The 23,731-nt window shown below is 39.0% G+C and carries 31 protein-coding genes; 16 read left to right on the forward strand and 15 right to left on the reverse strand.

The genetic code is table 11. From position 1 onward, the window contains the following. Positions 1-317: 317 nt before the first annotated feature. The 3 genes from FPV17_RS06490 to FPV17_RS06500 form a co-directional block, all read right to left on the reverse strand. Entirely contained in the window at positions 318-683 is a 366-nt protein-coding gene (locus tag FPV17_RS06490) for a YhjD family protein (RefSeq protein WP_144558550.1), read from the reverse strand. An 85-nt stretch (positions 684-768) separates the two neighbouring features. After that, entirely contained in the window at positions 769-1,452 is a 684-nt protein-coding gene (locus FPV17_RS06495; protein WP_144558551.1) for a hypothetical protein, read from the reverse strand. 195 nt (positions 1,453-1,647) lie between these two features. Further along, positions 1,648-1,869 carry a helix-turn-helix transcriptional regulator gene (locus tag FPV17_RS06500; RefSeq protein WP_144558552.1) on the reverse strand — a complete coding sequence of 74 codons (222 nt, stop codon included), beginning with the start codon at positions 1,867-1,869 and terminating at the stop codon, positions 1,648-1,650. Between the two features lie 140 nt (positions 1,870-2,009). On the opposite strand from FPV17_RS06500, the gene FPV17_RS06505 reads away from it, so the two are divergent. The 3 genes from FPV17_RS06505 to FPV17_RS06515 all read left to right on the forward strand — a co-directional run bounded on the left by FPV17_RS06505 (position 2,010) and on the right by FPV17_RS06515 (position 3,938). Continuing rightward, a complete protein-coding gene (locus FPV17_RS06505) occupies positions 2,010-2,288 on the forward strand; it encodes a hypothetical protein (RefSeq protein ID WP_144558553.1) in 279 nt (92 codons plus the stop codon). A gap of 164 nt (positions 2,289-2,452) precedes the next feature. Further along, positions 2,453-3,508, forward strand: a complete 1,056-nt coding sequence (locus FPV17_RS06510; protein ID WP_246117145.1) for an FtsK/SpoIIIE domain-containing protein — start codon at positions 2,453-2,455, stop codon at positions 3,506-3,508. Further along, positions 3,477-3,938 carry a pilin gene (locus FPV17_RS06515; protein ID WP_144558555.1) on the forward strand — a complete coding sequence of 154 codons (462 nt, stop codon included), beginning with the start codon at positions 3,477-3,479 and terminating at the stop codon, positions 3,936-3,938. Before FPV17_RS06510 ends, FPV17_RS06515 begins: the two co-directional genes overlap by 32 nt. Positions 3,939-3,976: 38 nt before the next feature. On the opposite strand, the gene FPV17_RS06520 is transcribed toward FPV17_RS06515, so the two are convergent. Then, positions 3,977-4,273 carry a helix-turn-helix domain-containing protein gene (locus FPV17_RS06520; protein WP_144558556.1) on the reverse strand — a complete coding sequence of 99 codons (297 nt, stop codon included), beginning with the start codon at positions 4,271-4,273 and terminating at the stop codon, positions 3,977-3,979. Between the two features lie 356 nt (positions 4,274-4,629). On the opposite strand from FPV17_RS06520, the gene FPV17_RS06525 reads away from it, so the two are divergent. The 3 genes from FPV17_RS06525 (at position 4,630) to FPV17_RS22375 (ending at position 6,205) form a co-directional block, all read left to right on the forward strand. After that, on the forward strand, positions 4,630-5,769 hold the full coding sequence (locus tag FPV17_RS06525; protein ID WP_144558557.1) for an AimR family lysis-lysogeny pheromone receptor: 1,140 nt from the start codon (positions 4,630-4,632) through the stop codon (positions 5,767-5,769). 4 nt (positions 5,770-5,773) lie between these two features. After that, a complete protein-coding gene (locus tag FPV17_RS21795) occupies positions 5,774-5,920 on the forward strand; it encodes a hypothetical protein (RefSeq protein WP_186370745.1) in 147 nt (48 codons plus the stop codon). Positions 5,921-6,082: 162 nt separating this feature from the next. Continuing rightward, the gene (locus FPV17_RS22375; RefSeq protein ID WP_281284335.1) at positions 6,083-6,205 is read left to right on the forward strand and encodes a hypothetical protein; all 123 of its coding nucleotides are present in this window, start codon (positions 6,083-6,085) and stop codon (positions 6,203-6,205) included. Between the two features lie 427 nt (positions 6,206-6,632). Here FPV17_RS22375 and FPV17_RS06530 read toward each other — a convergent pair whose 3' ends face one another. Then, positions 6,633-7,217: a DUF5067 domain-containing protein gene (locus tag FPV17_RS06530; protein ID WP_035393190.1), complete on the reverse strand. Its 585-nt coding sequence runs from the start codon at positions 7,215-7,217 to the stop codon at positions 6,633-6,635. A 221-nt stretch (positions 7,218-7,438) separates the two neighbouring features. Here FPV17_RS06530 and FPV17_RS06535 point away from each other — a divergent pair, with 221 nt between their 5' ends. Together FPV17_RS06535 and FPV17_RS06540 are read left to right on the forward strand one after the other, a co-directional pair. Beyond that, positions 7,439-7,618 carry a hypothetical protein gene (locus FPV17_RS06535; RefSeq protein ID WP_035393187.1) on the forward strand — a complete coding sequence of 60 codons (180 nt, stop codon included), beginning with the start codon at positions 7,439-7,441 and terminating at the stop codon, positions 7,616-7,618. Positions 7,619-7,657: 39 nt separating this feature from the next. Continuing rightward, positions 7,658-7,837, forward strand: a complete 180-nt coding sequence (locus tag FPV17_RS06540) for a hypothetical protein (protein WP_035393185.1) — start codon at positions 7,658-7,660, stop codon at positions 7,835-7,837. Between the two features lie 71 nt (positions 7,838-7,908). Here FPV17_RS06540 and map read toward each other — a convergent pair whose 3' ends face one another. Together map and FPV17_RS22505 are read right to left on the reverse strand one after the other, a co-directional pair. Then, positions 7,909-8,649 carry a type I methionyl aminopeptidase gene (map, locus tag FPV17_RS06545; protein ID WP_144558558.1) on the reverse strand — a complete coding sequence of 247 codons (741 nt, stop codon included), beginning with the start codon at positions 8,647-8,649 and terminating at the stop codon, positions 7,909-7,911. Positions 8,650-8,783: 134 nt separating this feature from the next. Beyond that, on the reverse strand, positions 8,784-8,888 hold the full coding sequence (locus FPV17_RS22505) for an SHOCT domain-containing protein (RefSeq protein WP_367614636.1): 105 nt from the start codon (positions 8,886-8,888) through the stop codon (positions 8,784-8,786). Between the two features lie 103 nt (positions 8,889-8,991). On the opposite strand from FPV17_RS22505, the gene FPV17_RS06555 reads away from it, so the two are divergent. Genes FPV17_RS06555 through FPV17_RS06570 form a run of 4 tightly spaced genes read left to right on the forward strand, consistent with a single transcriptional unit; the run spans position 8,992 to position 13,131 of the window. After that, positions 8,992-9,801: a class I fructose-bisphosphate aldolase gene (locus tag FPV17_RS06555; RefSeq protein ID WP_060705193.1), complete on the forward strand. Its 810-nt coding sequence runs from the start codon at positions 8,992-8,994 to the stop codon at positions 9,799-9,801. A gap of 31 nt (positions 9,802-9,832) precedes the next feature. Further along, the gene (locus FPV17_RS06560; protein ID WP_246117146.1) at positions 9,833-11,353 is read left to right on the forward strand and encodes an FGGY-family carbohydrate kinase; all 1,521 of its coding nucleotides are present in this window, start codon (positions 9,833-9,835) and stop codon (positions 11,351-11,353) included. Further along, complete coding sequence (locus tag FPV17_RS06565; protein WP_144558559.1) at positions 11,350-12,105, forward strand: SDR family NAD(P)-dependent oxidoreductase; 756 nt, start codon at positions 11,350-11,352, stop codon at positions 12,103-12,105. Before FPV17_RS06560 ends, FPV17_RS06565 begins: the two co-directional genes overlap by 4 nt. A 21-nt stretch (positions 12,106-12,126) precedes the next feature. Then, positions 12,127-13,131, forward strand: coding sequence for a 2-hydroxyacid dehydrogenase (locus FPV17_RS06570; RefSeq protein ID WP_144558560.1), 1,005 nt, complete (start codon positions 12,127-12,129; stop codon positions 13,129-13,131). Between the two features lie 112 nt (positions 13,132-13,243). Here the strand turns inward: FPV17_RS06570 and FPV17_RS06575 are convergent, their stop codons facing one another. The 3 genes from FPV17_RS06575 to FPV17_RS06580 form a co-directional block, all read right to left on the reverse strand. Continuing rightward, positions 13,244-14,062, reverse strand: coding sequence for a phosphotransferase (locus FPV17_RS06575; protein ID WP_035393172.1), 819 nt, complete (start codon positions 14,060-14,062; stop codon positions 13,244-13,246). 221 nt (positions 14,063-14,283) lie between these two features. Further along, the gene (locus FPV17_RS21800) at positions 14,284-14,454 is read right to left on the reverse strand and encodes a hypothetical protein (RefSeq protein WP_158318498.1); all 171 of its coding nucleotides are present in this window, start codon (positions 14,452-14,454) and stop codon (positions 14,284-14,286) included. A gap of 91 nt (positions 14,455-14,545) precedes the next feature. Continuing rightward, the gene (locus FPV17_RS06580) at positions 14,546-14,926 is read right to left on the reverse strand and encodes a hypothetical protein (protein WP_144558561.1); all 381 of its coding nucleotides are present in this window, start codon (positions 14,924-14,926) and stop codon (positions 14,546-14,548) included. Positions 14,927-15,047: 121 nt separating this feature from the next. On the opposite strand from FPV17_RS06580, the gene exaC reads away from it, so the two are divergent. Together exaC and FPV17_RS06590 are read left to right on the forward strand one after the other, a co-directional pair. After that, positions 15,048-16,565 (forward strand): acetaldehyde dehydrogenase ExaC, encoded by a 1,518-nt coding sequence (gene exaC / locus FPV17_RS06585; protein ID WP_144558562.1) that lies wholly within the window; start codon positions 15,048-15,050, stop codon positions 16,563-16,565. A gap of 27 nt (positions 16,566-16,592) precedes the next feature. Beyond that, positions 16,593-16,943 (forward strand): DUF779 domain-containing protein, encoded by a 351-nt coding sequence (locus FPV17_RS06590; RefSeq protein WP_060705199.1) that lies wholly within the window; start codon positions 16,593-16,595, stop codon positions 16,941-16,943. A 22-nt stretch (positions 16,944-16,965) separates the two neighbouring features. Here the strand turns inward: FPV17_RS06590 and FPV17_RS06595 are convergent, their stop codons facing one another. From FPV17_RS06595 to FPV17_RS06610, 4 genes are all read right to left on the reverse strand, one after another. Then, positions 16,966-17,889 carry a class F sortase gene (locus FPV17_RS06595; protein ID WP_144558563.1) on the reverse strand — a complete coding sequence of 308 codons (924 nt, stop codon included), beginning with the start codon at positions 17,887-17,889 and terminating at the stop codon, positions 16,966-16,968. A gap of 224 nt (positions 17,890-18,113) precedes the next feature. Further along, positions 18,114-19,457: a copper amine oxidase gene (locus FPV17_RS06600; protein WP_186370746.1), complete on the reverse strand. Its 1,344-nt coding sequence runs from the start codon at positions 19,455-19,457 to the stop codon at positions 18,114-18,116. Between the two features lie 128 nt (positions 19,458-19,585). Then, positions 19,586-20,359 carry an anti-sigma factor gene (locus tag FPV17_RS06605; protein WP_035393167.1) on the reverse strand — a complete coding sequence of 258 codons (774 nt, stop codon included), beginning with the start codon at positions 20,357-20,359 and terminating at the stop codon, positions 19,586-19,588. Then, a complete protein-coding gene (locus FPV17_RS06610; protein WP_367614630.1) occupies positions 20,352-20,921 on the reverse strand; it encodes an RNA polymerase sigma factor in 570 nt (189 codons plus the stop codon). The genes FPV17_RS06605 and FPV17_RS06610 overlap by 8 nt, the downstream gene beginning before the upstream one ends. Positions 20,922-21,192: 271 nt before the next feature. On the opposite strand from FPV17_RS06610, the gene FPV17_RS06615 reads away from it, so the two are divergent. Further along, positions 21,193-22,665, forward strand: coding sequence for a protein adenylyltransferase SelO (locus FPV17_RS06615; protein WP_246117147.1), 1,473 nt, complete (start codon positions 21,193-21,195; stop codon positions 22,663-22,665). A 21-nt stretch (positions 22,666-22,686) separates the two neighbouring features. Here FPV17_RS06615 and FPV17_RS06620 read toward each other — a convergent pair whose 3' ends face one another. Continuing rightward, positions 22,687-22,986, reverse strand: coding sequence for a hypothetical protein (locus FPV17_RS06620; protein WP_035393165.1), 300 nt, complete (start codon positions 22,984-22,986; stop codon positions 22,687-22,689). 187 nt (positions 22,987-23,173) lie between these two features. Here FPV17_RS06620 and FPV17_RS06625 point away from each other — a divergent pair, with 187 nt between their 5' ends. Further along, positions 23,174-23,584 (forward strand): hypothetical protein, encoded by a 411-nt coding sequence (locus tag FPV17_RS06625; RefSeq protein WP_035393164.1) that lies wholly within the window; start codon positions 23,174-23,176, stop codon positions 23,582-23,584. The last annotated feature ends 147 nt before the right edge of the window (positions 23,585-23,731 follow it).

Raw genomic sequence — 23,731 nt, forward strand, 5'->3', positions numbered from 1 at the left:
TCGCTTATCTATGGTCCATCCATGATGCAATTATTGATCGGTACCCTAACGCCAACAATCATTATGGTAACTACAATCAAGTTGTTAACTACGCACTCTACAATTACGGTTTTGCCTTCACTGAGCAACAAAAAAGAGACCTACATCAATCGGTCTCCGTACGCAACGACATTTGTCATTTCCGCCACATAAGCTACGACGACTTAGTAACACTCAAGCGCTTATCCTCATCGCTTATACCCGCTAAGATTTCTTCCCACAGTCGATCCTCGTCTAGATCCTCTAAACGTATCTCAAAAGCCTCGTCGAAAGGGCATTTATTCATTTAGCCTGCCCATATAATACAACAAATTCCTTTTTATATCTTTTTTTAGTGTCGACCTTGTCCCTCCAACCATGCCTGTGCGTCCTTTACACCAGTACTGCCAATTTAAATACAGATTATCCACTTGGCTTGGTTCTTCCTCAACTTTAATGTTCGCTTGTTTGAAGTAGTGTCTCTTAGCGAATTGGTCATCTGCAATCAGTTTAAGTATCTGCTGGTGTAGATCGGGTGAGCGGTCATATATGTTGTGTAAATACTCTCTTGTTAGTCGATTGATAATGTATGAGCGTATACTTATTTCTGGTCGATCTTCTACGGTTAACGGATCCCAACCAAAAGGATTTTCAGGTAGTTCCATTTCAATCATCCTTTCTTAGTTGGATTTATTATATACGAATGTATGTTCTGTGCACAACAAGAAAAAAGAACCAATTAAGGTTCTTTTAAAAATCAATTTGTACATCTACTTCATCGCCAGCGCTTTCAAAATCATCATCATGAGGCGCGCTTATCAAGATTCTAACCCACTCGACTTCGTTAGGATCAGAGTTCTCAAGCATGTAAACGATAGTTCCTTTTTTATTAACTGCACCGATAAATTCGCCGCCGATATGATCAGAACTCATGAAGTCAGGGTCTAATTGTTCGCCAGTATTTGTAGTTATAGTCGCCTGATCCATGTAGAAGTTAACTGTGTCCTCAGAGGAATTTGATACTTCCATATCTATACTAATGATGCCTGTTGGTTCGAAGTCGTAGAAGTCAGCTAATTCAGCAGGCCAATCAACAACTTCGCTCACTGTTACTTGAGGTAAATCAAGAGACATGGAGCCAGTTTCAATTGTTTCTGTTGTGTCATTACGTCCTAGCAGGCGCAAAACACCATCTTCGTTAGTATCGCCAACTTGCATTTCCCAATCGTTATCTGAACCAGTGTCTTCGCTGTCTGTCTCCTCTTCCTCGTCGTCTTGATCCTCTTCTGTTTCATCCTCGGTCGTATCTGTCTCTGCCGATGCTGTTGCTTCATTATCAGCCTCATCTTGGTTATTAGATGACGCGTCATCGGAACCACAAGCAGTCAATGTAACAAGACCAACAGCTAGTAAAAATGATAATTTCTTATTCATGTAATGCCCCCTAATGTATTAAATTGTAAACATTGCTAAATTTAATTTTACTATTTAAAACTTAGAGAACACAAGATAAACTTGAAAAATTATGTAATAAACTACTTGTCCGCAATCATAAGCTAATAGCACGCCAAGCTAAGCTATTAGCTTTTAGTTGTATATCCCCGTCAGGTACTACCGTCAAAACTTCTCTTATTTCTCAGACTCGTTATTACCGCTATGATCGACACTCTCATATAAATCATCTACTTTTACGTTCAAAAGTGCTGCCAACTCAAAAGCTCTTTGTATTCGTGGATGACCTTCTCCGCGCTTCCATTTAGTCACTTGTTCAGTAGTCACGCCTAATTTTTTCGCAATGTATTTCGTTTGCAATCCTCTTTCATCTATCCAAAATCCTATTCTACTCTTCATTTTTCATCACCGTTTATGGATTTCTATATTCAATTAGGATAAACCTTTAAGAATTTAAAGTTATTTTTATTTACTTTTAAGTTCTCATACAAGCAATACCGCTAATATCATGTATCAATCGACAACAGAGGAGTGATCACATGAGTAACAAGTGGGTGCGATCCATTAGTTTTAATAGGACAAATAAAGACGATATATTGCGTCTACAGTTGATCGGAAAGAAATCATTCTCGCGGTTTATAAAGAAATTGTTAGACGATGAGATTAAAAGAAAAGGGCTACTACCATCCGATACTACCCACAGCGCTACACCACAGTCAGAGCACAAGGTACTACCGATTAAAAGGGTCGAGGTGGTAACACCGAAGAAGCCACAAACACCACCTCCATATAATCCGATGCTTAGGTCACAAAGATGATCCTTGAGCTGTTGTTAGGTGGTGCAGCGTGGATTGGGGCAGAGTATCTTAAAGAGGGCCATACCGACAAACAGAGGTTAGACCGGATATTCCGAAAGTGTGGTTTATACATCAAATACAACCAAAAAGAGGATACGCCAAAGCTATTGAGGACGAAGAAAGCGATGGACCATACCGAATATGTGTACCGATTACCTGAAGGTTTGACGTTTTCCGATTTCAAGAAAAAGAAAGAGGCAATCGAAACTAGTTTGAATGGATCCAAGGAAGGATTTAAGTTGGGCAACATTAGAAATATAAATATCGACCAGGGACTAAAACACAATATAAAACGAATTACGAACGGAGAGACATACAAAAAAGAGGTACTGTTAAGCTATGACACTGCTCTAAAAGTTAAGATTTACAATCGACCATTAACGGAACTTTTGCCATATGAAAATAATTGCAAAGGATGGACGGTGCCAATTGGGGTGACCCGAGATAAGGAAATCAAACACGACTTTGATAAGATTATGCACATGGTTGTGGCGGGTACGACAAGGTATGGTAAATCAATTTTTTTAAAGACGGCCATTACAACTCTTGTATCAAATCAACCTGATAATGCCTTATTTACTCTGATCGATCTCAAAGGCGGCCTAACCTTTAGCCGTTACAGCAAATGTCCTCAGATACAAGGTATTGCGAGCGACGCAGAGCAAGCGTTGGAGAGACTGGAAATAATCAACGTACAAATGGATGGGGTAATGGATTATCTAAAGGCTGGTGGCTATGAGAACGTACAAGAGGCAGGTATAAAGGCAAGGCATTTTGTCGTTATTGATGAAGGGGCAGAGTTAGCACCGGGGATCGAGAAGGATAAGGAACTTAGGCAAATTAAAAACCAATGTGAAGTGATTTTATCTAGGATTGCACGAATAGGCGGGGCACTTGGATATCGACTCATATATGCCACGCAAACGCCATACAGTGAGGTGCTAAACCACAATATTAAACAAAACTGTGATGCCAAATTGTGCTTTAAGCTGCAGACTGATAAAGCGAGTGAAGTCGTGCTAGGTGAGGGGATAACGGATGCAGCGCATTTACCCTTTATTAAAGGACGTGGCGTTTACCTAACAGACCGCAAATACATTGTTCAAACACCTATGATCGACAATGATTATATCGAGGGAGTGGTAGAGCATGCGAGTAAAAACAGTCGGATCAGTCAGTGATTTTTTAAATAATAAAGAATGTCCACCTAAACAAACTAAAAAAAGAGCTGCCAGTAGACAGCTAAACATAAAAGTTGGCACTGGATTAGCAGCGGGGGCAACCGCAATTACTATATCCAACACCAAAGCTAAAACAGTTTATGCCAGCGCAACCGAGAGTATGCCAATGGATGCTATGCCTGTTTGGAGTCCGATTGACAGCGCAAAGGAGACTATTGTAGAAGCGTTTATGCCACTTGTTGACGCGATCCAAGCACTATCATACCCTATTGCCCTTGTGATGCTCACAGGCGGCGCTCTAATGTTTATGATCAATCAAAAAGAGCGAGGGGTGGGATTGATACAAAATGCAAGCATAGGCTATATTTTAGTGCAGCTCATGCCAATATTTATGAATCTGTTAGTTGGGATCGGAGGAGCCTTGGCATAAAAAAGAAGCGTCCTCATTCGGCGCTTTTTTTCTTTTTATTAATATTTATTTCGTTTTACTTCTCTATATACATCGAGCGAGCGTCTCATAAAGTCAGCTTCTTCTTTAGAGTACTCATCAATTCTGTGTGGTATATGAATGATACCGAGCAGAAAATCAGATGACACATTGAATAGCTCGCAAAACTTAACAAGAGTAGCGTAATCCATCTGTCTTTTATCCTGCTCATAATTAGCATAGGTAACTTTATGGATGCCTAACTTATCCGCTACCTCATATTGGTACAGGTTATGTCGTTTTCGTATGTAGGCTAGTCGTTCGCCAAATGTTTCCATATAGATGCCCTCCGCCCCTAGAATATATCGGGACGGTTTTACAGTCTGTTAATAATCCGTTTCGTGTTTAAATTTTAAATAAAAATCCACTTTATTTTTCTATTTGACGAACAAGTGTTTTGTGATATTATAAAAGTACCAAATTTATTTCCCAATGTAAGTTCCGCTTTTTATAAGTTTTTTATTAAAAAAACAACACTTCTAACATGTTTCGACATTTTTTATATAAAATCTCGTTTATAATTTTCCCAATATCGAATTTAAGAAGAATATTGTAGAATAAAAGGAAGCGAATCTATATGCGATTAACTTACAGAAAATAAAAATTCTTTAAAATTGTAAGTGGGGTGAATAGAATGACTGTGAAAACCAAAGCCACATTAGAGTCTGCTTTGTATTTACATGAAATAGTAAAAGGGTACATGAACGAAAAGAATATTGCCCAAGTGGACATATCAAACGCAATAGATCTTCCACAAGTCTACATATCTAGATTTTTGAAAGCTGCTGGTAAAAATGATTTAGAGTTTGCAACAGTTATAGCAATTGTCCGTTTCTTGGCACCTAGTAATTTCCTTGAAATAATGGACAATTATTGTATCAAACTTGAAAAGCCATTGGGAATAATGAATGCGCTTGAATTCGCATCTAATTATAAACGTGCGGATTTAACAGACAATCTAATCGCAATGCACAGTGATAAAAAAGGCGAGATTAAAGATTGGTTAGATGTATATGATTTAAATAGAAGAAAACCCCATATGACAACATCAGAAATTGTTGAGAGTTGCAAGAGTCTTTATGGAAAAGTATCTTCAATAGAAATGAAAATCAAGCTAGATTTAATAGAGACTGTCTCTACCTATAGAAATGATTATAGGATCTTATTACAGATGGCTGATCGATTAGAACCGAAGTTGGATAAGGTTAGAGGTAGTTTTATTAAAGATTCATTTAAGGTTAAACTGTACGTTTTTTTTGCTAATGCTCACCTCTATTTTAACAATAACGTAGATAAGGCAAGGTATTACGCAGATTTTGTGATAAATAGTAATGTAGCCCCTCTTTACTTAGTTGCTTCTGCACATTTAACTACCGGTCATTCTCACATGTTTACAGATCGTGATAAGAGTATTAAACAAATTGATAGAGCTGCACTATTGTTTAAAGGATCACATCACGATTCCTTCTCTGAAGAGTTAAAAACGAATGATATTCCGTTTGTCTTAAATTATCATAAAATAATTATCGAAACTCCTCTAAAGGGCGAGGAACTAGCTCATCAATATATTGTAAGAGGAGAGTTAGATAAAGCTAGTGAAGTATTAAATGAAACCGGGAATGATAATCCTTTTACTTCATTATATAAAGGGATGGTAACCAAAGACATACAACACCTATTGAACGGGCACGCGCAAATTGTGAAAATGGGAATGTTGTTCTATAAAACAATATTTGAACGGGAAATAAATAATTTACTTAATGAAAGGAGGTGATTTGATGAAGAAATTAAAAGGAATGGTGGCTATCGTAGTTGTATTAGCAACGGTTTTAATTCCGACGGTTAATGATCAATACGAACTAGTTAAAGTCGATGAAAAAGTTGAAAAGCGTGGCGGTCCATCACACCCAATTATTGATACTTAAGATATTACAATTAATAGCAGGCGTCATTAGACGCCTTGTTGACATATGGTTGAGAACTTATCTTAATCGTATGTGAGCACGTTGAGCAGTTGGACAAGTGAAACAAATAAAAGGTATATCGTGATAAAACAATAAATGACAGGGCGGATCGGAGTGTTACAGATGAGAACTACTATTGAGAGTTATGATGTTCCAAGGGGAGTTGTGATTGCTACAGATGATGTTTTAATTATAGGAAAAGGAAATAAAACCAGTCAAACTAATAGAAAGAAAGACTGGTTTTGACCACATGACCACGTTACGACCACGCAGTTTAAATCATAATGTTGTATTGGCATACAAAAAGAATCAAATAATTGATAGTGGGAGTCCTTAATACATAACAGGCAGGATCAAAAATATTCAATTGGTAACAAATAGAATCATCAAGGTACAAAATGTTAACTCAATACAAATCATGTGGAGTGTGTGGCGGTTTTAACATTGATTTAACAGGATGTTACGTGAGCTATTAAAAAAAGAAAGACAAACAGAATGAAAAAAGAGAGCTTCCTCATAAGGTAGCTCTCTTTTTTACATCGTTAAGTAGAAAGAGGGGACAACTGCATTTACGTACAGTGTAGTAGGAAATAATCGTTTTAAAACGGTTCAAAACCCTAAACGATAGTACATAAAAGACACCCGCTCATTTGAGCGGGTGTAAATAATTTCGTTATTCTGTTGTTTCAACAACACGTTCGAAAGAGCTATCTCCATAAGTAAATTCTTTTAACGTTACTGGCTCACCTGGGTATAAGATTTCAAAACCAATTACTGCATCAACAGTAGCGCCTGGTTTAACGTTTGTATCGCCCATTTCAACTAATTCCGTTTTGTAGTCTTCAGGATATAGGCCATTTGAACCCATTAACGTTTCCACAGTCGTGTCTGTTTCTTGTTCAGCGGTAATGCCTTGGGATATCCAAGGGCTTACTGCATCTTCACTATTATTCGTAAAGGTTAATTCAACTGCCAAGATTTGTGTACTTGCATCATATTGGCTATCTAATTGCTCAATTTCTTTAATTTCATAGACAAATTCGCCGGTATCGAGTGTAGTGTCATTGGTTGCGCTATCATTTTCTTCTTGTGTATCTTCTTCAGTTTCGTCAGCATCTTCAGTGCTCTCGTCTGAAGTCTCTGTACTGTCCGCAGATGTTTCCTCTACTGGATCCGTTGTTGTTTCTTCGTTTCCATCCCCACATGCACTTAATACAACTAAACTCACTAAAGCGCTAGATAATAAAAGCTTTTTCATAAATAAAACCCCTTTTTATGTAATGAGTCTCTATTATAAAGGTCTTATTTCTGTAGATATATAGCTTCGACATAATTAGACGATCGCCGAATAAATGTTTAAGTTTTCTGTAATTTTGTAGGTGATGAATCTTTAAAAATTTGTTCATACTGATTGATTTTTTATAAAGTTCTTCTCTTTAAGAAGTAGAAAGCGCTCTACTTAAGCGAAGGGGGTTTAAGATGTTAAGCATTCAACAGAATGGAAACAATACGGCAGATGTATACAAAGGATTAACGATTGTAGCTCGATTCATTCGTCAGAAAAATGGGCAAGTTGCTGTAAAGGTTCTAACAGATGGTCATGATGAAATGACGGATAATGAGCAGAAGGCTTTATTAATTGTGAAAGAAAGAATTTAGTAGGAATTATGCTAGGGGAGCTAAAGATAGGAGGAGCATATGCCTGTACTCATGTTTTGCAACAAATGTGGAACACCAAAGAAATTGTCCGAATATGTGTTAAGTCAATATGTAACAAAAGCGCCTCATATTTATTGTGATCAATGCGATTCTACTAATTCAGTTACAGAGGAATTAAGGCAATACGCCTTTCAAGTAAAGGAGAGTGACAACTGGTAACAATGAACATGGTGGCAGGACACGAAGAAAAACAGAGAGTGTTAGTGCTCTCTGTTAAGGTCGACAATGGTTTACAAAGTGGTTATGATAGGACCTGCTTTTGTTAGAATAATGGTGTGTTCATATTGAGCAACATAACTATTTTTTGTTGCGAATGTCCAACCGTCGTTCTTTTGAAATACTTCTTCTTCAGAAGTGGATATAAATGGCTCAAAGGCAATAACCATGCCATCTTTAAGAAGTTCGTCATCCCAAGTGTCGTTGTAATTGTAAATATGATCAGGTGATTCATGAATCGCACGACCAATACCGTGTCCGGTCAAATTTTTTATGACTGTAAAACCGTTTGCTTGAGCTGTTTGATTGACGATTTTACCTAATCTGCTTTTCTTGGAACCAGGGACCGCTTTTTTTAACCCTTCTTCAAATGCCTGCTTAGCTACGCTACATAGTTTCTCTAACTGTTTGTTGCCTCTTCCAACTACAAACGATATTCCTGTGTCTGCAAAATAGCCGTTTTTCGATCCAGACACATCAATGTTAACCAAATCTCCTTCACGAATAACGCGGCTACCAGGTATGCCATGCGCCACTTCATCGTTGACGCTGATACACGTAAAGCCAGGAAATTGATATTCACTTTTCGGTGCCGAAACAGCACCTTCCTTTTCAAAGTAAGTGCCAGCAAGTCGATCGAGCTCTTTCGTTGAAATTCCGGGAATTGTTTGATGAACAAGCTCGTCTCTTATAGAGGCGACAATGCGGCCTATCTCTTTTAATCCGTTAAAATCTTCTTCTGTTTTTGCGATCATTTAATGTCATCACCTAATTTTAGAATATATCACGTAAATCGTTCATGTAAATTCTATCATAAAAGGAGGCTCTATACTGTTTAGAGTATAGAGATAACGCGCTAAAAAAAGAACCTTACAAAAAGGTTCAGCAGTTAGTAACGGTTTGTTCGAAGTAATTGAGCTTTTTGTGCTTCAAATTCTTCTAGTGTAATGGCTTCCATATCAAGTAATTCTTTTAGCTTCAGTTTGACAAAAATATTTACCTGTCCCTTTCATTGTGCTCTTGACATCAATTTGTCCAGTTTATTAAGATCAACACATTGATTTGAAGTCGCACTATTTCAAAAACTGGAGGGGGAAATGACAAAGAAGCGTAGGCTAGCTAGAGTATTTGCCCAAGATGGAAAGTCTTTAACATTGGCTTTAGACGGTTCTTATTTTTCGTCAAAAATAGAAGGGATTGACAAGGTAATTCCACTCATTCCTACGTTCGTTAAACATGGACTTGATGCAGTCCTCGCTACATACGGAATGGTCAAACGTTATCCAGACGCATTTCAAGATGTTGGGATGATGTTGAGAGCAGATATGTCAACAAATGTATTTGATGCTTCTGTTCCTGATACAACCACTGTATTAAGTGTTAAAGAGGCACTGCGTCTTAGTGCAGATGGAGTAATTGTCATGACGTTTCCAGGTGCTCATAATGAAAAGCATACGCATCAAGCTGTGCGAGAATTAGCGAGTCAAGCAGATGAATGGAACGTTCCCTTGATAGTGGAGTCACTGCCATATGGGTATGCAGTAACAACGGAATCTTCGAACCATGCACCTATTCTTGCAGCTGCGGCAAATATGGCGGTTGAGTTAGGGGCGGATGTAATTAAAACCCGCTATTCAGGTGAACTGGATGATCGGCTAATTGCTCAATATGCCAAAGTTCCGGTGCTTGCCTTAGGCGGACCAAAAACAGATGATGTGAAGGCATATTTATCATTTGTCAACCACTGTTTGGCAAACGGTGCCAAGGGTGTAGCGGTCGGACGAAACATTGTTCAAAATAAGTCTCCTGTTGCCATGGTGGCAGCGCTAAATGCGCTTATTCATAAAAGAGATTCAGTAGAGAGTGCGTACCAGCTATATCAAACCATGTACTTAGAAACCATGTAGTCGTTATCATAACGTTTTAAGGAGGATAATGATGAAATATGTATTGGGCATTGATAATGGCGGTACGATGACGAAAGCTACGCTGTTCTCATTGAAAGGAGAAGAAGTTGTAACAGCGGTAAGGAAGACAGAGATGTTAACGCCAAGACCTTATCATACAGAGAGAGATTGTGAAGAACTTTGGCAAGCCAATCTTGCTGTTATTCGTGAGGTTCTGACCCGCTCGGCGATAGCAGCTGTTGAACTATTAGGTATTTCTATTACAGGGCATGGGAATGGCTTATACGCTATGAATAAAGCAGGAGAGACGACGTATAACGGAATCATATCTACAGACCAAAGAGCTCAAAAGTACGTTCATCAATGGAGAGCGGACCCTCGCTATGACAAGGAAATCCTACCGAAGACGATGCAATCGGTTTGGGCAGGTCAGCCAGTCGCATTGTTAGCTTGGTTGAAAGAAAACGAAAGAGACGTCTATGCGAAAACAGATTATATTTTCATGGTGAAAGATTACATTCGATATAAGTTGACGGGAGAAGCTTTTTTTGAACAAACCGATGCCTCAGGTACAAGTCTTCTTAATGTTCGTGACCGACGTTATGACAAAGAGCTATTAGCATTTTTCGGGATAGAGGACGCATTGGAGAAATTGCCGCCTTTACGAGGTTCTACAGATTGTTGCGGTACGATTACAGGAGAAGTCGCTGAGCTCACTGGATTACAAGCTGGAACACCGGTTGCTGGTGGGATGTTTGACATTTCCGCTTCTGCTATTGCATCTGGTTTAGTAACGGAAGATCATTTATGTATTGTTGCTGGTACTTGGAGTATTAATGAGTACATTACAAAAAAGCCAGTAGTCGATAAACGTTTATTTATGACGTCTATTTATTGTATGGATGGATACTGGTTAACAACTGAAGCCAGTCCAACCTCAGCGAGTAATTTAGAGTGGTATATCAATCAATGCATGCCGTTGGAAAAAAATGAAGCGGAGGCAAAGAATCAATCGATTTACCCTCTTTGCAATGAGCTTGTTTCTCAAACAGAACCAGAAGAAAGTGAGCTACTGTTTTTGCCATTTTTATTTGGCTCAAATGCAGTATCTCATGCCAGTTCCTGCTTTATTGGACTGTTGAGCTGGCACCAGCGAGCACACCTCTTACGTGCCATTTATGAAGGTGTAGTTTTTAGTCATATGGCGCATGTTGAGCGCTTGCTTCAATTTAGGGAAAAGCCAACGGTCGTTCGGCTTGCAGGTGGAGTAACAAAATCAGATGTTTGGGTTCAACTGTTTGCAGATGTCTTGCAGTTACCGGTAGAGGTTATTAATGTACAAGAGCATGGAACACTTGGAACGGCTATGTGTGCGGCTGTGATGGCTGGTGAATATGAGTCTATTCAACAAGCTTCTGAAGCTATGGTTCAAGTGAAAACAACCATTCAGCCCAATCAAGTAAAAGCCACTATTTACGAACAAAAATTTAAGCGCTACCAAGAGACGGTTGAGAAGATGGCGGATGTTTGGGCGTTAGGAGTAAAACAATGAATCTAGGCTTACAAGGAAAGCATGCCATTGTTACTGGTGGTTCAAGAGGGGTTGGAAGAGAAATGGCTTTATGTTTAGCGGATGAAGGAGCGAAGGTAACAATAACCTACCATGGACATAAGGAAAAAGCAGACGAAGTTGTAAAAGCGATTAGAGAGAAGGGTCAAGTGGCCAACGCTGTGCAAATGGATCTTGCTGACACAAAAAGCATCGAAGAGACGGTTGAACAGGCATTTTATTTCGGAGTTGTTCACATTTTAATAAACAATGCTGCTGTTTGGCCAACTCGTTACATTAAAGACATGTCTTTACATGAGTGGAATGAAACCTTACAAACGAATTTAACAAGTGTTTTTTTATTAAGCCAGCTGTTTGTTCAACACTGTGTGCATCAAAAGCGTCCAGGAACACTGTTAAATATTATTTCTCAAGCGGCCTTTCATGGTTCAACTACAGGGCATGCTCATTATGCCGCAAGCAAATCTGGCATACTAGGATTTGCTAAATCGTTAGCGAGAGAACATGCAAAAGATAGAATTACTGTAAATAATCTCGCATTAGGCATTGTGGAAACAGACATGATTCGAAAATCTTTACAAAAAAAAGAAGAGTATTATTTGAATAGAATTCCCATTGGTCGTGTAGCTCAACCACGAGAAATGGCAGAGATTGCAACCTTTTTAGTATCAGAAAAAGCCAATTATGTAACCGGTTCAACGTTTGATGCTACAGGTGGAATGTTAATGCATTAACAACGTCTAAGGGGTGGAGATATGAAATGTTTGGCTATTGCTGATTTGTTAATCTCCGAGCATGTAATGAAGGAAGGGCTAGCTAGTCTTGAACAAAAAGGCATTGAATTAACCATACGTAAGTGGCACCATGATCAAGTAGAGGACTTACAAAAGGATAATGTATTAATTGAACAAAAAGGCTCTGACGCTGTTTCATTGCCAAATTCCATTACTTATGACATCGATCAATATGACATCATTTTAACGCAGTTCGCACCTTTGAACCGTTCCGTTCTTGCAGCAGCACAAAACGTATCTCTCATCGGTGTGCTACGAGGAGGGGTTGAAAATATTGATGTAGTGGAAGCAGAAGCAAGAGGCATCAAAATATTAAATGCATCAGGTCGAAATGCACGAAGCGTAGCAGAATTTACGGTTGGAATGATTATTGCAGAGATGCGAAACATCGGTCGTTCTCATGCTTCGATCATGAAAGGAAATTGGCAAAAAGACTTTGCCAACCAGGACCACATCCCAGAATTAGGGCGGCGAACAGTCGGGATCATCGGGTTTGGTCACATCGGTCAGCTTGTGGCAAACTATTTAAGTGGATTTGGCACAAAGATTATATTTTATGACCCATATTTTAATGGTGAAACAACGTGTACCCAAGTGGAGTTAATAGAATTGTTAAAGGCTTCTGATGTCGTCAGTTTACATGGTCGGCTAACAGCAGAAACAAAGGGGATGTTAGGCTATGAACAGTTTGAGCAAATGAAACAGACGGCGATCTTAATTAATACCGCTCGTTCTGGCCTTGTAAAAGAAGGGGAGCTGATAAGAGCTTTGCAAGAAAACGTCATAGCTGGTGCAGCTCTAGATACGTTTGACTATGAGCCTTTAACAAAAGACAGTCGTTTTCTCGCACTAGATAATGTCACATTAACCGCCCATTTAGCAGGGAGCACGGTTGATGCGTTTCGGCACTCGCCTATATTACTAGCAGAACGAATTTGTTCCTACTTAGATAGCGATAATGTATGAGTTGACCAAAATAATTACGTCATTTTCAGATACCCTGCGCGTTGATAGGACGAAGATTTAAATGGAAAGTTTTGCGTCATAATAACGATTAAGCTTCTTTAAGGTTTCTTATCTATGATTCTAACGTTACACTTACTGCTTTTATCCATTTAGGGATGTTTTTTTCAAATAAAGGTAGATGTTTTAAACGGTTTAAATTATTAAGTTCTCTGAGCGATATAAACAAAGTGTCCCACAAAATAGACTCTTCTATAAGATTGTAACTTGTGATTATTTGAGATGGTTCATGTGAAAATAACAAGAAGAGTGTCTTATCATAATTCTTTGAACGTATCCCTGCCCACTCCCAATCAATAAAGGTGATTTCGGTGGTAGAGTAAAGAATGTTCATCGGTAATAAATCTCCATGAGAAAACACAAGTTTAGTGTTGGCTGGCGTTGTCTTTAAAAGCGATGTTAGCTTTTGTTTGATAGATGTTGCTAGGAAATCCTGAACATTAAAGATGTAGCGTTCCATTTTTTCTTGTCTGTTATCATTAAAATTCCATTTTGCGGGGATGGGGATATTAGAGATGGTGTTTATTTTCTCTATAATTAGTTTTAAATTTACTGAGTCTTTTAAGCAATATGCGTCCCTTTTAGTAGCTAATGGAAAATCTTTTAAATAAGCGATTATAAACATACTTAATGAAGAGTCTTCAAAGCACCAAATAATAGGAGGAATGTTGTCGAGATGGTTTTTTAAATAGTTATAAACAAAAATTTCATGTTCAATTAATTTAAAAGACTCTAAATCTTCATGTCGAGAAGCTTTTATAAAAAATTGATCGTTATGAAACGTTATACGATGCTTGTTTTTTAATTCATCACCTATAAAATTGATTTCTTTGTATGTGAAAAAGGTATTTAAATGCGAGGGAAGTGAAACCATTAAGTCGAACCTCCTGTGACATAAAAAGGTGAGTGCACTCGCGACAGTGTTTCTACGCGTGAAAAAGAGTGTTAAAACAATTCATGAAGACCCAAGTCGTCTTTAGAAGCAACTCTTATGATAAAAAGTTTTTGACAAAAGCGCTTTTAGAGAAAAAAACTAGAATACGTTACATTCTAGTTTGTGTAGACATATGTATGGTTCTTTCACAGGCTTATTACTTATTGTTCATTTATTTTGGCAACGGACCAAGGGTGACGAGGGTTTAATGTATTAAGCTTTTTTGCATATTCAAGGGCATTTTCAAATTCTACAAATACCCGATCAGTCACAGAATGGATGTTTTTTAAAATAAAAGTCTGTCCGTCTACAAGTCTTTTTAGGTGATACATTACTATTCCTCCTCAAACGATTAGGATACATCTATTATACACGCTTTAGCGCAATTACGTATATGCAAAAATCATGTAAAGGATGCGAAATTTATGGGAGATTTTTATTCTTTATAAAGCGGTAAAGTGACTGTGTTATCAATCGAGTCATTAGTTGTCCAAATAGGATGGGTAGGGCAGATAACAGAATGACGACATTCATGGTAAAGGGGTTAAACCAACTATCATTAGGAGGAATAATAAAGAGCTGTGCAAGGATAATGGAGCCAACAATCATAAAGCTATGCATAAGAAAGAAAACACGCAACGAGGCCCGTATGGATAAAACGCCCGCCAAAATCGACCAGATAACAAGAAACCCGTTAATAAAGGAGTACGATATATCGGCACCATGATTTCGCATAGTGGTTTCATAAAAATGAAACAAAAAAGGACCCGGAATCAGCGTCATACAGAACCATAAGATTTTCATAAATCAAATCACTCCTTCATATTAACAATAGTTTATCAAATGTTTTGACTCTATTCTGTACAAAAGGTAAAATACAGTTATATTGTAAGCGCTTACTTTATTTGAAAGAGGAGGAATAAGAATGATTTATGCAAACCCAAATCAAGAAGGTTCACTCGTTTCATTTAAGCAAACGTACGATAATTTTATTAATGGTGAATGGATAGCCCCTGTAAAGGGTCAATATTTTGATAACGTTACGCCGGTAACTGGTGACGTATTCTGTACTTTAGCTCGCTCCACATCGGAGGATATTGAGCTAGCACTTGATGCTGCGCACGAGGCGAAAGATCGATGGGGCAAAACTCCGCCTGCTGAACGGGCGAATCTCTTAAATAAAATTGCTGATCGGATTGAAGAAAATAGTGAGATGCTTGCAGTAGCAGAGACGTGGGACAATGGAAAAGCAGTTCGTGAAACATTAGCGGCTGATATACCGTTAATGGTCGATCATTTTCGTTACTTTGCCGCGACGATTCGAGCACAGGAAGGTAGTTTAAGTCAGCTTGATGAAGATACGGTCGCTTATCACTTCCATGAGCCATTAGGTGTAGTTGGTCAAATTATCCCTTGGAATTTCCCATTATTAATGGCAACGTGGAAGCTCGCGCCAGCTTTAGCTGCAGGAAACTGTGTTGTTTTAAAACCGGCAGAACAGACCCCTGCCTCAATCATGGTGTTACTTGAATTAATTGAAGACCTCTTGCCAAAGGGGGTTGTGAATGTTGTGAACGGTTTTGGGGTAGAAGCAGGAAAACCGCTTGCGTCGAATCCGCGTATTGCGAAAATTGCTTTTACTGGGGAGACAACAACTGGGCGTTTAATTATGCAGTACGCGTCACAAAATATCATTCCAGTAACCCTTGAATTAGGTGGTAAGTCGCCAAATATCTTCTTTAAAGATATTATGGATGAAGACGATGAGTTTTTAGATAAAGCAGTAGAGGGTTTTGTTATGTTCGCCTTAAATCAAGGTGAGGTATGCACATGTCCATCTAGAGCGTTAATTCATGAATCCATCTATGATGCTTTTATGGAACGAGCGCTCAAACGAGTGAACGAAATCAAAATTGGCAATCCACTTGATACAGAAACAATGATGGGAGCTCAGGCGTCTTCTGAACAAATGGAAAAAATCCTCTCCTACATTGATATTGGCAAGCAAGAAGGTGCTGAAGTCTTAACAGGTGGGGAGCAAAATAAAGTTGATGGTAGTGAAAACGGTTATTACATTCAGCCAACCGTCTTTAAAGGAACAAATAACATGCGTATTTTCCAAGAAGAGATCTTTGGACCGGTCGTCTCAGTGACAACCTTTAAATCAGATGAAGAGGCGTTAGACATTGCCAATGACACACTGTATGGGTTAGGTGCAGGTGTTTGGACGAGGAATATGAATCAAGCTTACCGCTTAGGGAGAAATATTGAAGCGGGACGAGTTTGGACGAATTGTTATCATGCCTATCCTGCTCACGCTGCATTCGGAGGGTATAAAAATTCAGGTATTGGTCGGGAAAATCATAAAATGATGCTGGACCATTATCAGCAGACAAAGAACTTGCTTGTCAGCTATGGCACGAGTCCAATGGGGCTTTTCTAATTCGTTTAATGAAGAGGAGATGAGCGCGTGGTTGAGAAAGTCACAGCAACAGAAACAGCAATCGCCTTTTTAGAACAATTAAAAGAAAAGCATGGTCCCCTTATGTTTCATCAGTCAGGTGGGTGTTGTGATGGCAGTTCGCCGATGTGTTATCCAGAAGGAGAGTTTCTTGTCGGAGATAGTGATATCCTACTTGGTACGATTGCCGGTACACCTTTTTATATGAGCAAAGTTCAGTACGACTATTGGAAACATACGCAGATTATTGTTGATGTTGTTGATGGTCGTGGCGGGATGTTTTCAGTAGAAGGACCAGAAGGAAAGCGGTTTTTAACGAGATCAAGAGTATTTACCAATGAAGAGCGAGCAACTTTATAAAGACTCAAAAAAGGAGATCGTTTTAGGCGTCTCCTTTTTCTTGTGCTTGTTTGGATTCATTCCCAAAATAATCAACAGTTTTGACGGTATAGCGGGCGTTGCCTTTTTCAATTAAAAATGATTTTCGTTCTTGTTGTGAAACACTCGCTACAAGCGTTTCTTTTCCGTTCTCACTTACTTCATACACACGATAGCCTGCAATGTAATCATCTCGAACGGCATACCACGATAATAAGTTTCCTTGAACGGTTAATTCTGTCGGTTCGTCAGGCGGATTTTCGCTATCTGTTTCTTCTACTAACGAAGTATACACAACAAGTCGTTCATCATGATTACCGCTCTGTCGATCAAATGTGCCGGTACACGTAATTAAATTTAGTTGCTTGTGATTGGTAGAACCAAAAATTTCTGTTAGTGGTGCATCGTTATAAGGATATTTTTCTATACGATCAACAGTGAATTCTAATTCTTCTCCGTTATCATCTGTGACAAAGATCGATTGATTTTCTTCTAAATCACCTAAATAAAAAAATACTGCAGGTCCATTCTTATCATCAACATGCCCCGCCAGCACAGCATTACCACGTCCACCTGGCTTTGTTCCTGGTTCGTACCAGCCGACATCTGTTCCATTGTCAGGAACGCCCATTTGACCATTTTCTAAAAGACCTACTTCTGTAATAGGCGCTTCAACATCCAATGCAGGGATTCTTAATTTAGAAGGGAAAAGCTCGCTTTGTTTGTTTAATTCATGATAAGCCTCTTCAATCTTGTCAGCATTGATCGCGAATTCTTCTGCAATTGTTTGTTCCTGATCAAGGTGGACAGGTGGCTCTATTTCATTTTGTGTAACAGGTGAAGAAGAGGAAGATTCTTCAGCAGAGGTGCTACAACCGATAAGTGTGAGCAGGGAAAGAAAGAGTACAAGAAGTGGTCTAATTTGCACGACAGATCATCCTCCTTAAAAAATGTAAAAAGCGTTAACGACGATGCTTTCGCTACAGCACTAGAACAACATCACTCATTGCTCTAGAGCAATGAGTGAGTTTACTAGTAAAACAGGAAGCCTTAAATTTTGCTGAAGAGACTTCAGACACATGCTATTTACGTAAAGCGCCGTCGAACGCGTTTTTTATCCGTTCTTGAGCCAACATTTACTCATTTAAATTATTAAGCATTCGTACGAAATTTACGTACTCCAAAATAACCAGTGAATGCGACTGTAGCTCCTGCTAGAATCCATGCCATCCATTGTAGAGAAATACCTTGCTGGCTTCCACCCATACCTGTTTGTGGCATTTCAGGCATTGCAGCTTCCTCTTCAAACAGATCCGGGTTTTGCTCAACAATGGCACCAGCTAAGCCTGAACCAATGTCGAATGTAAAGGCATAGCCTTCTCTGAATGTTTCAAATGATCCAGCATAGTCACCTTCTGTATAACGGTCAAAGGTTGTAAATACTTGATCTTCGTGCATGTTAACAAGTTCTGTAGCATCAGCTGCTGGTAAAATGCCTTCAGTTGCTGCGTCTAGAAATGTACCGAACTCATCAGCAAATGTACTTAGCTTGTTTTTTGCAGCCTCTTTTGCTTCATCATCTTCATTTTTTACAGCATTTACGTATTCACTTTGAGCTAAAATGTGATTTCCTTGCCAAATTTGTTCGAATTGCTCGCCGCCTTCATCACCGTATACAGACGCAATAGTTGCTTTTAAGTCGGCTGTATTTTCATCCTCTGCCCAGCTAACGAAATCGAAATCTTCGCTATCTTTAAATTCTTTTGACATAGAAAGGGTTGCTAAGGCAAAATGTTCGGCAACAAGATTACTTAAATCAGATCGTAAGTTTCCAGCGTCTGTTAAAGGTGTTGTTCCTTCAAACATCTCTGGGTTTTGTTCAACGATGGCATTTGATAATGCAGCACTGATATCAAACATATGTGATAGGCCTTCACGGTACGTCATGTAGGCTGTTTCATAATCGCCTTCCACGTACGCATTAAACGCATTTTCTACTTGTTGTTCATGAATGTCTAATACTTCAATAGCTGCATCACTTGGAAGTGCGCCTTCTGTTGCGCCTTCAAGAAATTCACCAAACTCTACGTAAAATTCATCAATCATTTTAGAAGCTTCTTCCTGTGCTTCTGTATCGCCATCTTTTACTGCTTGAACATAATCAGCGGTGTATTCATTATGTCCTGAGAAGATGCGGTCAAATTCTTCAGCGCCTTCATCGCCATATAATGATGCGATAGCAGGTTTCATATCCGCTGCATTTTGCATAAGTGCTTCTTGTGCGGCTTCAGCGCCATCGTCACCATCATATTGCTTTTGCATAGAAAGAACAGCAAGGGCAAAGTGTTCAGATAAAAGGTGGTCGAGTGTTCCTCTTAATTCAACTGCTGGTGTCGTTACTTGTGACATGCTTTCTTGTGCTTGAGCTCCTTGGACAAATGATGGGGCAATTAATGATGCACCTAGTACGGGTATTAATGCTTTTTTTATTTTCATTTTGAAACACTCCTTTTTGTTTTGATTTCACTAAGCTAACGCAAGAGATGTCAAAATGGATCACTTTTTTTTAAAAAACTTTTTTTGCATAAAAAAACCTGCCACACGTATTGAGTGGCAGGAGGCAATTATAATTCTTCTACTAGCACAATGTCGCCTTCAGGTGTCTCGCTTGTTTCATCAGGTTCTATTGTAATCGCAATGGTATCGTAACCCATCTCTGGATCAATGTCGAATGTAGAGATACCGCTCCCGTCTTCGGCTGGAGTAAATGTACCAGCTCGATATGGTTCACCATCTTTTAACAACCATACTTGGTATACTTGTGTATCCTCTGGTTGAGAGAGTTGTTCGGCTTCAACGACTAGTTGTTGATAATGATCTTTATTGACAAACGAAGCTGTAGCTTGAAATGGAATCGTCTCTGCTGCTGGTTGTAAGTTTAACCGTTGAACCAAAGAATCAACGGTTATGCTTGGTTCGATTGCTACATCATCAGGTTCACCAAGTTGACTCACTGTATAGATATTCCCAATTAAAGAAAGGAAGAGCGCCGCAGCCATTGCTGGGATAAGCCAATTTGCTTTCTTTTTTCTTTTTTGTATATGTTGTTCTTGTTTGTTTGTTGTAGATCCTACTGCAATTGGTTTCTTACCGTCTGAGGATTGAGATTCAACTGGCGCTTTTTCTGCAAACGCAGCTGAAAGTATCCGTTCTTTCATTTCAGGTGGAGGTTCAACTGGATCTACATCAAACCCTAAGTCATCCGTAAGCGCTCTGATTTCATTTAATTCTTCTTCGCATGTTGAACAAGTTTTAAAGTGAGCTTCAAATTCTTTCGTTTCTGTATCAGTCAACTGTCCGTTAACGTAGTCAATTAAATGAGTACACTTATCACTCATGAATGATCCCTCCATTCTGTTCTATGTCTTGGATCGTAGTTTTCAGATGTTTTAAAGCAAGCCGTAACCTTCCTTTTACTGTACCTAAGGGAAGATTACACGAATCAGCAATTTTTTGCTGTGATAAGCCTTGATAATAAAATAAGGTAATAACTTTTTGTTGTTCTGGTTTTAATTGACTGATGGCTTTTTTTACGACAGCGCGTTTTTCTTTCCATTCAACTTGATCCTCTACACTTGGACCAGGGTCTTCTGTCATTTCTTTCGTTGCGGTTTCTGAAGCGATTTCTCGCTTTTTTCGGTGATGGTCAATAACTGTATTACGTGTCATAGTGAGTAACCAGCTAGAGAATTTACCTTTTGTTTCATCATAAGAACTCTTCTGTGTCCACACTTTTATAAAGACTTCTTGAACAATTTCTTCTGCTAATTGTTTCTCTTGCGTCATTTTGAAGCTAAAAGAAAAGAGAAGTTTGCTGTACTTGTCATACATCTGTTCAAGGGCTTCTTTTTCTCCGCGCCTAAGCTTTTTATAAAGCTGTACATCATGTTCGGACATCATATTCTCCTTTTTTACTTGATCTCGATTTAGGAACATAAAAATCGGAATAATAGCTCTTTGCTGATTTTACATGTATTTGTCGAGAAAAGCCAAATAAAAAGGCATGGAAAGCTTTCTTATAAAGAGAACGTACGAATCAATGGTTTGGATCACTTTTTACGAAAAAAAGGTTTACTTTTTTGTATGACGGGTAATTTATTTAGTTCAACTTGATTGGCAGTAGAGGTTATGGTTAGATGGCATTATACAACGTATTTAAAAAGGGGACAAGATGATGAAGGAGTCTCAGAAAATAAAAGAGTGGCCATTAGAAGATAGTTATCGAACGTTACCAGCTACTTTTTATAGTCTTCAACAAACAAATCCCGTACCGAAGCCAGAAGTGGTTATCTTTAATCATAAATTAGCAAAAGAGCGATCGATTGATGAGACGATCCCAAGCACAGACATGGGACTTGATTGGCTAGCGGGAAATCGGATTCCACATCGAAGCGAAGGAATTGCGCAAGCGTATGCTGGTCATCAGTTTGGTCAATTTACCATGCTTGGCGATGGTCGAGCTTTGCTGCTTGGAGAACACGTAACACCAAAAGGTGAGCGTTATGATGTCCAATTAAAAGGGTCTGGAAGAACAACTTTTTCACGCGGGGGAGATGGTCGGGCAGCACTCGGTCCTATGCTAAGAGAATACTTGGTGAGTGAGGGAATGAATGGTTTAGGCATTCCAACAACGCGGAGTCTTTCTGTGGTGAAAACAGGTCAGGTAGTGCAACGGGAAACGCGTTTGCCAGGTGCTGTGTTGACAAGAATAGCGAAAAGCCATATTCGGGTTGGTACGTTTCAATATGCAGCTGCACGAGGGGACGTTTCTGACCTTAAAGCCTTAGCAGATTATACCATCTATCGGCATGAGCATGCTGTTAGCGAGGAAAAGAATCCGTATCTTGCTTTCTTATGTCAGGTAATTGATAAACAAGCGCACTTAATAGCGAATTGGCAATTGGTTGGTTTCGTTCATGGTGTTATGAATACAGATAATATGGCTATTAGTGGCGAAACCATAGACTATGGGCCGTGCGCATTTCTTGATCAGTACGATCCAATGAGAACATTTAGCTCTATTGACAGACAAGGGCGTTACGCATATGGAAACCAGCCCTATATGGCAAATTGGAATCTCGCTAGATTAGCAGAAGCGCTCATTCCTTTATTAGCAAATAATAAAGAAACTGCCGTCCAGTTGGCTCAACAAGCAATTGAAACCTTTACACCGTTGTATACAAGCTACTGGTTAAAGGGGATGAGAAAAAAAGTAGGCCTTATTGATAATGAACAGAAAGAAGATCGCTCACTAATTGATAGGTTGCTCAAAATGATGGCTGAACATAAGCTCGATTATACGCTCACGTTTAGACAATTAAGTACAGAGGGAACGCTTCCTGCATCTGTCGAAAACGAAGAACACTGTCAGGCATGGAAAAAAGAGTGGGAGAACCGCGTGGATCAACAGTCAAGGAGTAGGAGTGACATTCAAAACCAAATGCTAAGTGTAAATCCTTTTATCATTCCTCGAAATGAACACGTGGAACAAGTGTTAGAAGCTGTTGAAAACAATAACGACAACACATTACTACGTGCTTTCGTTAAAGCGATTCAAGATCCATACAAAGAGACTGAGACATCAAAAAGGTTTGCGCAAGTATCGAAAAGCAAGACACCATATATCACGTACTGTGGCACCTAAGCGTTAGCGAGGTGCTTTTCTTTATAGAGGATTAAAGAAAATGCCATAAAGAAGATCGAGTACAAGAAGTAAGGCAAGGCTTCCATATGCATATGTTCTTTTTAAGCCTAAGTAATAGCACTTAATGGTCTTCGGTATAAGGGCAACAATGAATGTAATGGCGCGAATAAGTGCAATCGTTGTAAAGATTGTCTGATCTAGCAAGCCGAAATGAAACGTAAGTAGAAAGCTAACAATCATTGTTATGAAAAAAGGAACCCAAGCAATGACTTCAATTCGCCACCAAATTTCGCTTTTACTCGTTGAGTGGTACTCCTCCATCCTCATTTCACCTCCTATTAATTTATAGCCTTAATTTCCAGTGTTAAACACTCGGAATGGTTATGAAGTCTGCAAAAAACGAAGAACGTTGACACGTTATTAGAGGTTTCGTCGACAAGGCAGGAGAAACAATGGTGAGAGGGAATAGGCTAATGAAAGGAAGAAGACGGATAAAGGCGGTGTGGTCATGAATGTTCAATCAACACATGAAGCGCAACAATGTCTGGAAGGATTTTTACAAATAAAGACGACGTTACATTCAGAGACAGAAGAGGATTGGATCTTTCGAGCTGGAGATGGCAAATTGTATAACATTCGAAAATATGATGGTGCTACCTTTTGCAACAAACGCCTTATTGTCCTACTTGCGCTAAATGAACATGAAGCAAGTTGGTCTCGTCTTATTCTTTCATTACTAAAGCAGTTTCCAGATGGAGTAGAATTCCTTGAAGATGATCCAAACTCATTTTATTTTGCGGCTTATCAAATAAAGGGGAAAAAACGTTTAAGGGCAACGATTCAATACAGTAAAGCGAATGGGTCTATTCGTATGTTAGAAGTAGAACAGTGGAACAAACGACGCGAATATGCCGGTTAATAATTGGGAAGAGGATTTTTTGAAATCACGTAGAAAACCTATGTAGGAGAGGAGAATGACTGCACCCATTCTCTTCTTTTTTTTGAGGAGAGTCATCGTCAATCTACTGAATAAATGCATAACTTCCATATATTCTTTTAAAAGATG

The organism is Shouchella miscanthi (genome assembly GCF_007725405.1).
GTDB classification, from domain to species: domain Bacteria; phylum Bacillota; class Bacilli; order Bacillales; family Bacillaceae_D; genus Shouchella; species Shouchella hunanensis.

Excerpts from the sequence above, each read along its gene's own strand:
- FPV17_RS06535 (WP_035393187.1), top strand. The coding sequence starts at position 7,439 with ATGTTAAGCATTCAACAGAATGGAAACAATACGGCAGATGTATACAAA.
- FPV17_RS06505 (WP_144558553.1), top strand. The coding sequence starts at position 2,010 with ATGAGTAACAAGTGGGTGCGATCCATTAGTTTTAATAGGACAAATAAA.
- FPV17_RS06555 (WP_060705193.1), top strand. The coding sequence starts at position 8,992 with ATGACAAAGAAGCGTAGGCTAGCTAGAGTATTTGCCCAAGATGGAAAG.
- FPV17_RS21800 (WP_158318498.1), bottom strand. The coding sequence starts at position 14,454 with ATGTATCACCTAAAAAGACTTGTAGACGGACAGACTTTTATTTTAAAA.
- FPV17_RS06530 (WP_035393190.1), bottom strand. The coding sequence starts at position 7,217 with ATGAAAAAGCTTTTATTATCTAGCGCTTTAGTGAGTTTAGTTGTATTA.
- FPV17_RS06580 (WP_144558561.1), bottom strand. The coding sequence starts at position 14,926 with ATGAAAATCTTATGGTTCTGTATGACGCTGATTCCGGGTCCTTTTTTG.
- FPV17_RS06610 (WP_367614630.1), bottom strand. The coding sequence starts at position 20,921 with ATGATGTCCGAACATGATGTACAGCTTTATAAAAAGCTTAGGCGCGGA.
- FPV17_RS22375 (WP_281284335.1), top strand. The coding sequence starts at position 6,083 with ATGAGAACTACTATTGAGAGTTATGATGTTCCAAGGGGAGTTGTGATT.
- FPV17_RS06615 (WP_246117147.1), top strand. The coding sequence starts at position 21,193 with ATGATGAAGGAGTCTCAGAAAATAAAAGAGTGGCCATTAGAAGATAGT.
- FPV17_RS06625 (WP_035393164.1), top strand. The coding sequence starts at position 23,174 with ATGAATGTTCAATCAACACATGAAGCGCAACAATGTCTGGAAGGATTT.
- FPV17_RS06520 (WP_144558556.1), bottom strand. The coding sequence starts at position 4,273 with ATGGAAACATTTGGCGAACGACTAGCCTACATACGAAAACGACATAAC.
- FPV17_RS06560 (WP_246117146.1), top strand. The coding sequence starts at position 9,833 with ATGAAATATGTATTGGGCATTGATAATGGCGGTACGATGACGAAAGCT.
- FPV17_RS06495 (WP_144558551.1), bottom strand. The coding sequence starts at position 1,452 with ATGAATAAGAAATTATCATTTTTACTAGCTGTTGGTCTTGTTACATTG.
- FPV17_RS06525 (WP_144558557.1), top strand. The coding sequence starts at position 4,630 with ATGACTGTGAAAACCAAAGCCACATTAGAGTCTGCTTTGTATTTACAT.
- FPV17_RS06490 (WP_144558550.1), bottom strand. The coding sequence starts at position 683 with ATGGAACTACCTGAAAATCCTTTTGGTTGGGATCCGTTAACCGTAGAA.
- FPV17_RS06620 (WP_035393165.1), bottom strand. The coding sequence starts at position 22,986 with ATGGAGGAGTACCACTCAACGAGTAAAAGCGAAATTTGGTGGCGAATT.
- FPV17_RS06500 (WP_144558552.1), bottom strand. The coding sequence starts at position 1,869 with ATGAAGAGTAGAATAGGATTTTGGATAGATGAAAGAGGATTGCAAACG.
- FPV17_RS06575 (WP_035393172.1), bottom strand. The coding sequence starts at position 14,062 with ATGGTTTCACTTCCCTCGCATTTAAATACCTTTTTCACATACAAAGAA.
- FPV17_RS06605 (WP_035393167.1), bottom strand. The coding sequence starts at position 20,359 with ATGAGTGATAAGTGTACTCATTTAATTGACTACGTTAACGGACAGTTG.
- FPV17_RS21795 (WP_186370745.1), top strand. The coding sequence starts at position 5,774 with ATGAAGAAATTAAAAGGAATGGTGGCTATCGTAGTTGTATTAGCAACG.
- exaC (WP_144558562.1), top strand. The coding sequence starts at position 15,048 with ATGATTTATGCAAACCCAAATCAAGAAGGTTCACTCGTTTCATTTAAG.
- FPV17_RS06540 (WP_035393185.1), top strand. The coding sequence starts at position 7,658 with ATGCCTGTACTCATGTTTTGCAACAAATGTGGAACACCAAAGAAATTG.
- map (WP_144558558.1), bottom strand. The coding sequence starts at position 8,649 with ATGATCGCAAAAACAGAAGAAGATTTTAACGGATTAAAAGAGATAGGC.
- FPV17_RS06565 (WP_144558559.1), top strand. The coding sequence starts at position 11,350 with ATGAATCTAGGCTTACAAGGAAAGCATGCCATTGTTACTGGTGGTTCA.
- FPV17_RS06600 (WP_186370746.1), bottom strand. The coding sequence starts at position 19,457 with ATGAAAATAAAAAAAGCATTAATACCCGTACTAGGTGCATCATTAATT.
- FPV17_RS06570 (WP_144558560.1), top strand. The coding sequence starts at position 12,127 with ATGAAATGTTTGGCTATTGCTGATTTGTTAATCTCCGAGCATGTAATG.
- FPV17_RS06515 (WP_144558555.1), top strand. The coding sequence starts at position 3,477 with ATGCGAGTAAAAACAGTCGGATCAGTCAGTGATTTTTTAAATAATAAA.
- FPV17_RS06510 (WP_246117145.1), top strand. The coding sequence starts at position 2,453 with ATGGACCATACCGAATATGTGTACCGATTACCTGAAGGTTTGACGTTT.